Origin of the sequence: Streptomyces sp. NPDC060198 (genome assembly GCF_042728415.1) — a bacterium.
In the GTDB taxonomy this organism is placed as follows: domain Bacteria; phylum Actinomycetota; class Actinomycetes; order Streptomycetales; family Streptomycetaceae; genus Streptomyces.
In genome coordinates this window covers 1-11374 of record NZ_JBHWZJ010000229.1, presented here as the reverse complement: position 1 = coordinate 11374, position 11374 = coordinate 1, and the positions used below count along the sequence as shown (strand labels likewise).

Annotated in this window: 11 protein-coding genes; 3 read left to right on the top strand and 8 right to left on the bottom strand. The window is 69.0% G+C overall.

What is annotated here, in order from left to right; genetic code table 11:
- Nucleotides 1-73: 73 nt before the first annotated feature.
- The 3 genes from ACFWEP_RS24005 to ACFWEP_RS23995 are packed head-to-tail and all read right to left on the bottom strand — an operon-like array spanning nt 74 to nt 3529.
- Nucleotides 74-781 carry a hypothetical protein gene (locus ACFWEP_RS24005; protein WP_387372735.1) on the bottom strand — a complete coding sequence of 236 codons (708 nt, stop codon included), beginning with the start codon at nt 779-781 and terminating at the stop codon, nt 74-76.
- A gap of 7 nt (nt 782-788) precedes the next feature.
- Nucleotides 789-3086: a hypothetical protein gene (locus ACFWEP_RS24000; RefSeq protein WP_387372733.1), complete on the bottom strand. Its 2298-nt coding sequence runs from the start codon at nt 3084-3086 to the stop codon at nt 789-791.
- On the bottom strand, nt 3086-3529 hold the full coding sequence (locus ACFWEP_RS23995; RefSeq protein WP_387372731.1) for a hypothetical protein: 444 nt from the start codon (nt 3527-3529) through the stop codon (nt 3086-3088). The genes ACFWEP_RS24000 and ACFWEP_RS23995 overlap by 1 nt, the downstream gene beginning before the upstream one ends.
- A 539-nt stretch (nt 3530-4068) precedes the next feature.
- Here ACFWEP_RS23995 and ACFWEP_RS23990 point away from each other — a divergent pair.
- Both ACFWEP_RS23990 and ACFWEP_RS23985 read left to right on the top strand, forming a co-directional pair.
- Nucleotides 4069-4713, top strand: a complete 645-nt coding sequence (locus ACFWEP_RS23990; RefSeq protein WP_387372729.1) for an IclR family transcriptional regulator — start codon at nt 4069-4071, stop codon at nt 4711-4713.
- A gap of 224 nt (nt 4714-4937) precedes the next feature.
- Entirely contained in the window at nt 4938-5726 is a 789-nt protein-coding gene (locus tag ACFWEP_RS23985) for a S16 family serine protease (RefSeq protein ID WP_387372727.1), read from the top strand.
- Nucleotides 5727-5796: 70 nt separating this feature from the next.
- Here the strand turns inward: ACFWEP_RS23985 and ACFWEP_RS23980 are convergent, their stop codons facing one another.
- The 5 genes from ACFWEP_RS23980 to ACFWEP_RS23960 form a co-directional block, all read right to left on the bottom strand.
- Nucleotides 5797-6687, bottom strand: coding sequence for a glycine betaine ABC transporter substrate-binding protein (locus ACFWEP_RS23980; RefSeq protein WP_387372737.1), 891 nt, complete (start codon nt 6685-6687; stop codon nt 5797-5799).
- A gap of 104 nt (nt 6688-6791) precedes the next feature.
- Nucleotides 6792-7667: an ABC transporter permease gene (locus tag ACFWEP_RS23975; RefSeq protein WP_387372725.1), complete on the bottom strand. Its 876-nt coding sequence runs from the start codon at nt 7665-7667 to the stop codon at nt 6792-6794.
- A complete protein-coding gene (locus ACFWEP_RS23970) occupies nt 7664-8929 on the bottom strand; it encodes a betaine/proline/choline family ABC transporter ATP-binding protein (RefSeq protein WP_387372723.1) in 1266 nt (421 codons plus the stop codon). Before ACFWEP_RS23970 ends, ACFWEP_RS23975 begins: the two co-directional genes overlap by 4 nt.
- Entirely contained in the window at nt 8922-9569 is a 648-nt protein-coding gene (locus ACFWEP_RS23965; RefSeq protein WP_387372721.1) for an ABC transporter permease, read from the bottom strand. The genes ACFWEP_RS23970 and ACFWEP_RS23965 overlap by 8 nt, the downstream gene beginning before the upstream one ends.
- A gap of 18 nt (nt 9570-9587) precedes the next feature.
- Nucleotides 9588-10061 carry an Lrp/AsnC family transcriptional regulator gene (locus ACFWEP_RS23960; protein ID WP_387372719.1) on the bottom strand — a complete coding sequence of 158 codons (474 nt, stop codon included), beginning with the start codon at nt 10059-10061 and terminating at the stop codon, nt 9588-9590.
- Nucleotides 10062-10195: 134 nt separating this feature from the next.
- Between ACFWEP_RS23960 and hppD the strand changes: the two genes are divergently transcribed.
- Nucleotides 10196-11341, top strand: a complete 1146-nt coding sequence (hppD, locus tag ACFWEP_RS23955; protein WP_387372717.1) for a 4-hydroxyphenylpyruvate dioxygenase — start codon at nt 10196-10198, stop codon at nt 11339-11341.
- Nucleotides 11342-11374 lie beyond the last annotated feature (33 nt).

Genomic DNA, 11374 nt, shown 5'->3' with positions numbered 1-11374 from the left:
GTGCCCGCTGTGGGCGGGGCCCGGTACCGGCGGAATCCTCCGTCGGTACCGGGCCGCTGTCAGGCGGTCCGCCTCACGGAGACACCTTGTGCCCTTCGGGCACCTCGGCGGGCAGCTTCGCCTCCGCCGCGCATCCCAGCTCCTCGGCGAGGCCGCGGGCCACGGCGTTGAGCACGGTCATCCGGTCTTCGGCCGTGCCGCCGGGGTCGGCCATCCCCTCGGCGAGATACATCTCGGCCTTGACGAATCCTCCGGCTTTCTGGGACTTCGCCGAGGGACACGCGAAGTACAGCAGGGCGCCTTCGTTCTTGCCGACGGCGGCGTAGGACCCCAGGGGATAGATGATCCTGTCGAGGTCGTCCCCGGATCCCGCAGGCTTCGCGGGGTCGGGAGAAGCGGCGATCGCGACGAAGCCGATGTCGATCAGCGGGAGATCGGAATCGCTGTCCCCCAGGTAGATCCTGCAGTCGACACCCCGGGTTCCCTCGCGGAGCTTCTCAGCGGTCTCCTTCACGGAGAACTTGTACGGGTCTCCGCTCTCGGCGGACCCCTCCGACTCCCAGTACTCGTCCGTGCCGCCGAGCTTTTGCAGGGCGGCCCCGCCTGCCCTCTTCAGGGTGCCGTCGCAGATCTGCGACGCAGGCCGCACATCGGGCTTGTTCGCAGATCCGCCGTCGCCGTCGCCGCACGCGGTGAGGCCGGCGACGAGCAGAACCCCGTACACGGTCCAGTGGCCCTTTTTCCTCATGACGTTCCTGTTCTGCGAGTCGATGCTCTCCATCGGGCGTTCAGTCCTTGTACGGGGCACGCCCACGCTGGTCGTCATGGCCCGAACCGGTGTTGTAGGCGTTGTTGATTTCCTGGGTCCAGTTTCTGTCGTCGCTCTCCGCTGCCGCACCGGGGTTGCTGTCCAGGTAGGTCTGATACGCCTGCCCGAGCTGTTCGGTGCCGGCGGTGTACACGTCGTGGCTCGTCATCTGCGCCTTCTGTGTCGGGTCGTCCTCGGCGCCGTCGATGCCCTTGTCGACCTCGTGGCCGATGAAGGTGTTGACCGCCTCTCCGATGGTGTCCGCCGCCAGCGGCGCCACCACGAGGGCCACCGCGGTGGAGCCGGGCAGCGGAATCGCGGCGATTCCGCCCGCCACGACCGCTCCGGCGCCGAGCTTGACCCAGTCGCCCGACCGGCCGAGCGATTTGTTGGCCTCCTCGGAGTCGGCCGTGTAGGTCGTCTCCGCCTGCTGCACGCGCGCGTGGTCCAGGATGCCGCGCGCTTCCGCCCCGGTCGTCATCGCGTCGTGCGCCTTGTCGAAGTTCCCGTCGACCGATGCCGGATACGCGTCCAGCGCGCTGAGCGTGTAAATGTGCTGGGCCGCCGTCACCGTCTTGTACGAGGTCTCGTCCTGCCCCAGTACGCTCAGGAAGTTGATGGCGCCGTCGTTGGTGAAGTTGGCCCGGCCCGCGTACTTGGGCGGGAAAACCTCGTCGTCCATGCCCGTCTCGCCGATCCCCGACAGGCTGTAGTCGATGTCGTCGATGTACGCCGCCCCCATCTTGCCCAGGCTGTCGGCCAGTTCGGGCTGGTCGTGCAGCATCTTCGGGCCGTCCTCGCTGCCGTACAGGTACGCCACCTGCTCCATCACCCCGGCCGTCAGGGCCGTGCGGTGGTCCAGGCTGCCGGGGATCAGCGGGTCCTTGGAGGCCATCGGGTCGGCGTCGTACGCCCAGCCGGTGGTGGCGGCCTCCAGCGCGTGGCCGAGGGCGTCGTGACCGGCGACGACCTTGTCGTCACCGCCCATCATGTATGCGTCCGAGAGCCAGATCCGGTCCTTGGTCAGGTACTTGAGGTGGTCGTTCACCTCGGAGTCCTTGTCGACGCTGTCCCCTGTGCCGTCGGGCTGCGCGAAGAACTGGGCGGAGGCGTCCGGGTTGTGCCCGAGGGCTTCCATGAAGCCGGTCATCGGGTCCCGGCCGCGGTCGTTCTTGTCGTAGAAGTTGAGGTCACCCTGGTTCCAGTTGTTGATCCAGGGGTTCATGTCCTTGACGTTGCGTTCCTTGTCGTACTCCACGAGCTTGTCGCCGTAGTCGTTGAGGAACTGGTCGTCGTAATCGCCGAAACGCATGAGGTTGCTCATGACGCCGAAGCCGGTCGGGTCGTTGGCGTCGTCGATGCCCAGCCGGTCCGGGCCCAGTTTCACCATCGTGTCCTCCCAGTCCTCCATCTCCTCGCTGTCGGAGAGGGTGGCGGTGCCGAGGGTGATGCCGAGGTTCTTCTGGAGGAGCTTCGCCTGCTCCAGGCGCTTGGGGTCGGTGCCGTACCCCTGATAGGGGTCGGCGATGCCCGCGTAGAACTCCAGGGTCTTCTTCGGGCCGACGTCGGTGGCGAACTTCTCCGCGAAGAGCGGGTCGTTCTTGTACTTGGCCAAGCCCTCGTTGAGGCTGTTCAGCTCGGTCAGAGTGACCTTGTGCGGGTCCTTGGCGAGGATCTTGGAGAGCCTGTCGGCCTCGGCTATCGCGTTGGCCGCGGAGTCGCGGTCGGCATAGCTCGCGTCCGAGAAGCCGTACTTGGCCTGGTCGACGATGAGCGTCAGCGCCTCGGCCGCGGAGGTGTCGCTCTCCGTCGCCTTGCGCAGGATGTCCTGGACCTGGTCGCGGAGGTGGTCGACGTCGGCCTGGCTGTGCTCGGGGACCGTGGTGCCCTTCGCCGCGCGGTCCGGGTGGATGTTCATCGTCACGGAGAAGGAGTGCTCGCCGGTCTCCACGACCGTCAGGTTCTTCTTCGCGCCTTCGTGGATCACGTCGTTGAGCTGGTCCCGGTACCCCACCAGCTCGCCGCGGGTGTCGGCGAGGATCTTGGAGATGGTCTGCGCCTGCGTGTGGGCGTCGCCGAACTCGCCCGCCGTCTTGTCGATGAACTCCCGGCTCACCGTGGCGTTCTCGCCCGCCCAGTCGGCCTTGGCGGCTTTCACCTGGAGGTTGTCACGGGCGTCCGACTTGAGCGTGGCCAGGTTCTTGGCCATCTGCTCCCAGTCGGTTATCGCCGCGTCGAGCTGGGAGAAGTTCCCGAAGCGGAGTGCGTCGAGGTCCATCAGCGGGCCTTCCTCTCGTCGAATCCGTCGTCGAGGGTGCTGATGCTGCTGAGGGTGCCCGTGATGAACACCTCGTCGCCGGCGTGCGCGCCCTTCGTGTAGTCCAGGTGGTTCGATATGTGGGCCGTCGCGTCGAGCAGGCTCTGCACCTGGTCGACCCACCGCGAGGCCACGTGGTCGAGTGCGCCGCCGAGTGCGTAGCCCTCGGACTTCAGACCCGCGGCCGCCTTCTGCGAGGCGACACGGGCGTGGTCGCTGAACCGGCTGAAATCCTGATGCAGTTGGAACGCGGCGTCACCGACGGCCGCCAGATCCTGCTGGTTGACCTTCAGGTCTCCCTGGGTGTTCACCGAGGGCTCCGGCGGGATGTGGTTCAACTGCATCCGTGCGGTGTGCTGTTCGGCCGCCTGGGCCTTCAGTTGTTCCCATTCGTCCCATGCCATGCGCGGATTGCCTCCCCGTGTGTCCGGCCGTCCGGCCGGGGCCGTCTGGCGAAGAAACCTACCAAGCGGACGGTGCGGGCGACATCGAGTCGAACAGGGGCCGGAACAGGCCCTCCCGGCGGAGTGAAAACCATGATTTTTTGTTACGTACTGTTAACGGTGGTTCACCAACGGTGGTCATGGTCACCCTGTGCGTCGTGCGACCTGGACGCGCGTAGACGTCCGGGTTCCGGACGGTCTCGCGCTGACCGGCGGTTATGCGGGGGGCTGCCACCGGAGGACCGGATTCTGGACGAGGGCTTCCGCTCAGCGGACTGCCTCGCTACTGTCCGTCCATATGTGAACGCCCCGTGGCAATGTTGCCGCGGAGCGCAGCCGGTATCAGGCCGTATCCGTACGCACCACCCCTTCCGGGGCGAAGGTGGAACTCTCGGATGCGACCGGACCAGACCGGCGGCCTCTCCGTGCGTCGCCGCTGGGACCGGCGTCGTGCCTGCGTGGAGCCGGCCGCCGTCGCTCACCCTCGGAGGGGACGGGTCGTGACCGCGGAGACTTCCCAGACACTCGACCGAGGACTTCGTGTCCTCAAACTGCTCGCCGACACCGACCACGGGCTGACCGTCACCGAGCTGTCCAACCGGCTCGGCGTCAACCGCACGGTCGTCTATCGGCTGCTCGCCACACTCGAACAGCACACCCTCGTGCGCCGCGATCTCGGCGGCCGGGCCAGGGTCGGACTCGGCGTGCTGCGCCTGGGCCGCCAGGTGCACCCCCTCGTGCGGGAGGCGGCGCTGCCCGCGCTCCGCTCGCTGGCCGAGGACATCGGGGCCACCGCCCACCTGACGCTCGTCGACGGTTCGGACGCGCTCGCCGTCGCCGTCGTCGAGCCCACCTGGACCGACTACCACGTGGCGTACCGGCCCGGTTTCCGCCACCCTCTGGACCAGGGCGCCGCGGGGCGGGCCATCCTCTCCGCCCGGCAGCGCACCGTCGTGGACCACCCCGGCTACACCCTCACCAAGGGGGAGCTGGAGGCGGGCGCCAGCGGAGCCGCGGCGCCGCTGGTCGGTGTCTCCGGAGTGGAGGGGAGTGTGGGCGTGGTCATGCTCGCGGACTCCATCCCCGACCGGGTCGGCCCGCGCGTCCTGGACGCGGCGCGCGAGGTGGCCGACGCCCTGCGCTGAGGGAGAGCAGACGACCGCCCATTGCTGACAGGTTCACGATCCTTCGGCTTCGTACGTTCCGGACTCGCGCGGTCCGGTTCCGTGCAACGCGGTTTCGCGCGGTCCGGTTCCGCGCGGTCCCGCTCCCAGCGGCCCGCGCAGGTGTGGCGGCCCGCACGCCCAGCGCCGCCGGGCCTGCGGGCCCGGCGCCGGGGGCGGGACTCACCGGCAGATAGATTGGCCGGGTGCCCCTTCGTCTCTCGCGCCCCCGCACCCTCGCTCTCTGCGCGCTGCCGGTACTCGCCCTGTTCGGGACCGCCGCCCTCGCCCCGCTGCCGTTCACCGTGGCCCAGCCCGGCACCACGGCCAACGTCCTCGGCTCGGCGGACGGCAAGCCGGTGATCACCATCACCGGCGCGCCCACCCGCACCACCGAGGGCCAGCTGCGGATGACGACGATCGTCGCGACCGGGCCCAAGGCCGACGTGCGCGTCGGTGACGTGATCGACGGCTGGTTCCGTACGGACCGGGCGGTCATGTCCCGCGACTCCGTCTATCCGACCCAGGGCTCCGAGAAGCAGATCGAGCAGCACAACCTGAACGACATGAAGGAGTCCCAGGACGTCGCCGTCGACGCGGCCCTGAACTACCTCGACCGCGAGCAGGGCTCGATGACGTTCTCCCTCGACCTGGGCGACATCGGCGGCCCGAGCGCCGGCCTCTTCCTCGCCCTCGGCATCATCGACAAGCTCGACGGCAACGGCTCCGGCGGCGACCTCACCGGTGGCCGCACCATCGCCGGTACGGGCACCATCGCGGCGGACGGCGCGGTCGGCGCGGTCGGCGGGGTCTCCATGAAGACCCAGGCCGCCCGGCGGGACGGGGCGACCGTCTTCCTCGTGCCGAAGGACGAGTGCGGCGCGGCCGAGGCGGAACTCCCCAACGGCCTGCGGCTGATCCCCGTCACCACTCTCAAGGGCGCGGTGTCCGCGCTCGACGCCCTGGACAAGGGCGGCAAGGTCCCCAGCTGCTGAACCGACCGCTGAACCGACCGACTGTCGAGTGGGCCCGGCCGGGAACCGCGCACCGGGCCCGCCCCGCCCCTCACTCGTCCTTGATGAACCCCTCCTGCACCAGCCACTCCAGCGCCACCTGGTGCGGGTCCGCGCCCTCCACGTCCACCTTGGCGTTGAGCTCCTGGGCGACCTCGGTCGTCAGCTTCGCGCTCACCGGGTCCAGCAGGTCCGCGATCACCGGGTACTTGTCGAACGTCGGGGTGTGGATGACCGGCGCCGCGTTGTAGTTCGGGAAGAAGTGCTTGTTGTCGGCGAGCACGTCCAGGTTCATCGCCTTGATCCGGCCGTCCGTCGTGAAGACCTCGCCCAGCAGGCAGGAGTTCGACTTGGACACCTGGGTGTAGATGATGCCCGCGTCCATCTTGCGGATGTTCGCGGCGGGCAGGGACATCCCGTACGCCTTCTCCATGCCGGGCAGACCGTCGTCGCGGGAGGCGAACTCGTTCTCCACGCAGATCGTCACCGCCGACGGGTTCTTCTTCGCCAGCGCCGCCACGTCGGACAGGTCCTTCAGCTTGTACTTCGCGTTGTTCTTCCGGCTGATGGCGAGCGCGTAGGTGTTGTTGAGCCTGGACTGGGGGAGCCAGGTCACCCCGTTCCTCCGGTCGGCGTCGCGTACCGCCTTCCACTGCTCCTCGGGATCGTCGATCGGTTCCGCGTTGCCCAGGTAGGTGATCCAGCCGGTGCCCGTGTACTCGTACATCGCGTCCGCGTCGCCCTGCACGATGGCCTCGCGGGCGCTGATCGACCCGGGGAGGTTGGTGCGGTCCAGCACCTCCGCGCCGGCCGCCTGGAAGACCAGGCCGATCATCTGGCCGAGGATGATGTTCTCGCTGAAGTTCTTCGACGTGACCGTCAGCGAGGCGCCCTTCAAGGGCTCGCCGGCGCCCACCGAGCCCGGCGACACGTCGTCCGCCATCACCGAGCCGCTCTTCAGCCCGCACCCGCCGAGCGCCAGCGCCAGCACCACGGCCCCGGTCACCGCCCGGGCCGCGCCCGTACCCGCTCCCACCGCCCGCGCCCTCACGGTGCCTCCAGTCCGCGCGGCGTCAGCACCAGTTCCACCAGCGAGGCCAGCCAGTCCACCAGCAGTGCCAGCACCACCGTCAGCACCGACCCCAGCACCAGCACAGGCATGCGCTGCGTCTGGATGCCCGAGGTGATCAGGTCGCCGAGCCCGCCACCGCCGCCGAAGGTGGCCAGCGTCGCCGTACCCACGTTCAGTACCAGGGCCGTCCGCACCCCCGCCAGGATCAGCGGGACGGCGAGCGGCAGCTCGACCTTCGCCAGCGTCCCCGTCCCCGACATCCCGATGCCCCGCGCGGCCTCCACCAACGTCGGATCGATCGACTTGAGCCCCGCCACCGTGTTGGAGAGCACCGGCAGCACCGCGTAGATCACCATGCCGGTGATCGCCGTGGACGGCCCGATGCCCAGCCAGATCACCAGCAGCGCCAGCAGGCCGATCGCCGGGGTGGCCTGGCCGATGTTGGCGATCGCGGTGAAGAGGGGAGCGGACCGCGACAGACCCCTGCGGGTCAGCGCGATGCCCAGCGGAATCGCGATGATCAGCACCCAGAACGTCGAGATCGCCGTCAGCCGGACGTGCTGCCACCAGCGCAGCTCCACCGTGTCGCCCGCGATCGAGTTCTCCGCGATCGAGTCCAGGGTGACGTTGTTGATCCAGAAGTACGTCGCCACCAGCACCGCCGCCAGTACCAGCGGCAGCACCACCAGCTTCTGCCAGGTGATCCGTCGTGGCGGGCGTGCCGGGGCAGGCGGCGGCTCGCTCTCCTCGTCCCGGAACGCCACCCCCTTGACGTCGTGCTCGCCCGGCGGCCGGGTCGGCATCGCCTCCCGGCCGGACGAGTCACGGCCCTGACGGCTGCTGGGGGTCATGCGCCGCCACCCCCCTCCAGCTCCTGCTCCGTCTGATGGCTGCGCAGCTCCTCCAGCTCGTGCTGGTGCTCCATCGCCGTGAGCCGGTCCGCCTCCAGCAGCTCCTGCACGTTGTCCATCAGGATGCGCATGTCCACCACCCCGACGAACTCCCCGCGCCGCCCGGTCACCGCGGCCCGCCCGCCGCTGTCGGTGAGCACCGCCTCCAGCGCGTCGTGCAGCGTGGCGTCCCGGGTGACCGTGTCGTGCACCAGCTGCCCGGCCCGCGCCAGCGAACCGCGCGCCCGCATCAGGTCACCGCGCCGCAGCCACTTGTAGGGGCGGTTCTTGCGGTCCAGCATCAGCAGCTCGTTGTGCGGACCGCTGCGGAGCTTGTTGAAGATGTCCTGGAGCGGGTCGTCCACCGTCACCGTGGGGAAGTCGGCGACTCCCACGTCCCGGACCCGGGTGAGGTTGAGCCGCTTCAGCGCCGCGCCCGCCCCGACGAAGCCGGAGACGAAGTCGTCGGTCGGGTTGGTGAGGATCGCCTCCGGGGTGTCGAACTGGGCGATGTGCGAGCGCTCCCGCAGCACCGCGATCCGGTCACCGAGCTTGATCGCCTCGTCGAAGTCGTGGGTGACGAACACGATCGTCTTGTGCAACTCGTGCTGGAGCCGGATCAGCTCGTCCTGGAGGTGGTCGCGGGTGATCGGGTCGACGGCCCCGAACGGCTCGTCCATCAGCAGCACCGGCGGGTCGGCGGCGAGCGCCCGGGCCACGCCCACGCGCTGCTGCTGGCCGCCGGAGAGCTGGCGCGGGTAGCGGCCGTGGAACTCGCGGGGGTCGAGCCCGACCAGGTCGAGCATCTCCTCGACCCGGTCCTTCACCTTCCGCTTCGACCAGCCGATCATCTTCGGCACGAGCGCGATGTTGTCGGCGACCGTCATGTGCGGGAAGAGCCCGGAGGACTGGATCGCGTACCCGATCTTCCGGCGCAGCTTGACCGGGTCCATGTCGGTGACGTCCTCGTCGCCGATCCTGATCCGGCCGGACGAGGGCTCGATCAGCCGGTTGATCATCTTCAGCGTGGTCGACTTCCCGCAGCCGGACGGCCCGACGAAGATCACCGTCTCGCCCGCCCTGATGTCCATCGAGACGTTCTCCACGGCCGGGTTCGGGTTGCCCGGGTACAGCTTGGTGAGGCTCTCCAGCTGGATGGTCGCCCCGGAGGTCTCCGGTGCCGCGTCCGGCTCGGCGGTGGCGTCGGTAGCGGTCTCAGACACGAATCCCCCTGGGAATGGTCAGCCGCCCGAGCAGGACCAACGCGGCGTCGAGGAGAAGGGCGAGGATGACGATGCCGAGCGTGCCGGCGAGGACCTGGTTGATCGCGTTGGCGCTGCCCAGTGAGGCGATGCCCCGGAAGATCTCGTTGCCGAGCCCCGGCCCCGAGGCGTACGCGGCGATCGCGGCGATGCCCATCAGCATCTGGGTGGCGACCCGGATGCCGGTGAGGATCGGCGGCCAGGCGAGCGGCAGCTCCACCCGGCACAGTCGCGCGATCCGCGACATCCCGATGCCCTTCGCCGCGTCCACCAGCGACGGGTCCACCCCGCGCAGCCCCACGATGGAGTTGCGGACGATGGGCAGCAGCCCGTACATCGTCAGGGTGATCACGGTGGGCGCCACCCCGAGCCCGACCAGCGGGATCAGCAGACCGATCGCGGCCAGCGACGGGATGGTCAGGATCGTCGCCGTGGACGTGATGGCGAACGAGCCGCCCCAGCCGCTGCGGTAGCTGACCACCCCGATGACCACCCCCAGCACCGTCGCGATGACCATGCACTGGAAGACGGCGCTGACGTGCTGGAAGGCGTCGGTGAGCAGTTGCTGGTGCCGGGTCGTCACGTACTCCCAGAAGCTCAAGCGACGCACTCCCTCGGATCAGTCGGTGTCCCTCGCGGCCTGCTCCACGAGCGGGATGACGCGCAGCGGGACGGGGTTCTCCATGACGATCGCCGTGGAGGCCCGGACGATGCCATCAAATCCGACAACCCGGTCGATGACGCGCTGGAGATCCGCGTTCGACCGCGCCACGAGCCGGCACAGCATGTCCCCGTGCCCGGTCGTCGTGTGCAGCTCCAGCACCTCCGGCACGCCCATCAAGTGGGCCCGCACCTGGGCGCCTTGGCCCTGTTTGATCTCCAGCGTCGCGAACGCGGTGACGGGGTACCCGAGCGCCGCCGGGTCCACCTCGGGCCCGAACCCCCGGATGACTCCATTCGACTGAAGGCGGTCGAGCCGCGCCTGCACCGTCCCACGCGCCACGCCGAGGCGCCGTGACGCCTCCAGTACCCCTATCCGGGGCTCCCGGGCCAGCAGCACGATCAGTTCCCCGTCCAGACGATCGATCCCCACGGTGCGCACCGGCCCTTCGGACGTGATGGTCATCATGTACGGACAGCCCGCCCATACTGGCCGGTCACTGGACGGATTGTGCAGCGAAAACGCGAACTGTTGCGCACCTTGCCGGACGGGGGGAGCCTCGGAGCATGACAGAGACCCTGCACACCGCTCCCGACACCGCCAGGCAGGCCGACCCCTTCCCGGTGAAGGGGATGGACGCGGTCGTCTTCGCCGTGGGCAACGCCAAGCAGGCCGCGCACTTCTACTCCACGGCCTTCGGCATGAAGCTGGTCGCCTACTCCGGACCGGAGAACGGCAGCCGCGAGACCGCGAGTTACGTTCTGACCAACGGCTCCGCCCGCTTCGTCCTCACCTCCGTCGTCAAGGCGTCCACCGACTGGGGCACCTTCCTTCAGGAGCACGTCGCGGCCCACGGCGACGGCGTGATCGACCTCGCCATCGAGGTCCCCGACGCCCGCGCCGCATACGCCTACGCCGTCGCGCACGGCGCGAGCGGCATCACCGAGCCGCACGAGTCGAAGGACGAGCACGGCACCGTCGTCCTCGCCGCCATCGCCACGTACGGCACCACCCGCCACACCCTCGTCGAACGCGGCGGTTACGACGGCCCCTACCTCCCGGGCTTCACCGCCGTCGAGCCGATCGTCCAGCCCCCGGCCAAGCGCACCTTCCAGGCCGTCGACCACTGCGTCGGCAACGTCGAACTCGGCCGGATGAACGAATGGGTGGCCTTCTACAACCAGGTCATGGGCTTCACCAACATGAAGGAGTTCGTCGGCGACGACATCGCCACCGAGTACTCCGCCCTGATGTCGAAGGTCGTCGCGGACGGCACCCTGAAGGTCAAGTTCCCGATCAACGAACCGGCCGTCGCGAAGAAGAAGTCGCAGATCGACGAGTACCTGGAGTTCTACGGCAGCGCCGGCGTCCAGCACATCGCGCTCGCCACCAACGACATCGTCTCCTCGGTACGCGCGATGCGCGCCGCCGGCGTGCAGTTCCTGGACACCCCCGACTCGTACTACGACACCCTCGGCGAGTGGGCCGGCGAGACCCGTGTCCCGGTGGAGACCCTGCGCGAATGGAAGATCCTGGTCGACCGCGACGAGGACGGCTATCTGCTCCAGATCTTCACCAAGCCGGTCCAGGACCGGCCGACCGTCTTCTTCGAGATGATCGAGCGGCACGGCTCGATGGGCTTCGGCAAGGGCAACTTCAAGGCCCTCTTCGAGGCCATCGAGCGCGAACAGGAGCGCCGGGGCAACCTCTGACCCAGGACGCGGGAGCCCGCACCCCTCCGCCGG

Coding starts and splice junctions, on each gene's coding strand:
- ACFWEP_RS23980 (WP_387372737.1), bottom strand. CDS start 6,687: ATGGCGGACGACGTGTCGCCGGGCTCGGTGGGCGCCGGCGAGCCCTTG.
- hppD (WP_387372717.1), top strand. CDS start 10,196: ATGACAGAGACCCTGCACACCGCTCCCGACACCGCCAGGCAGGCCGAC.
- ACFWEP_RS23975 (WP_387372725.1), bottom strand. CDS start 7,667: ATGACCCCCAGCAGCCGTCAGGGCCGTGACTCGTCCGGCCGGGAGGCG.
- ACFWEP_RS24000 (WP_387372733.1), bottom strand. CDS start 3,086: ATGGACCTCGACGCACTCCGCTTCGGGAACTTCTCCCAGCTCGACGCG.
- ACFWEP_RS24005 (WP_387372735.1), bottom strand. CDS start 781: ATGGAGAGCATCGACTCGCAGAACAGGAACGTCATGAGGAAAAAGGGC.
- ACFWEP_RS23995 (WP_387372731.1), bottom strand. CDS start 3,529: ATGGCATGGGACGAATGGGAACAACTGAAGGCCCAGGCGGCCGAACAG.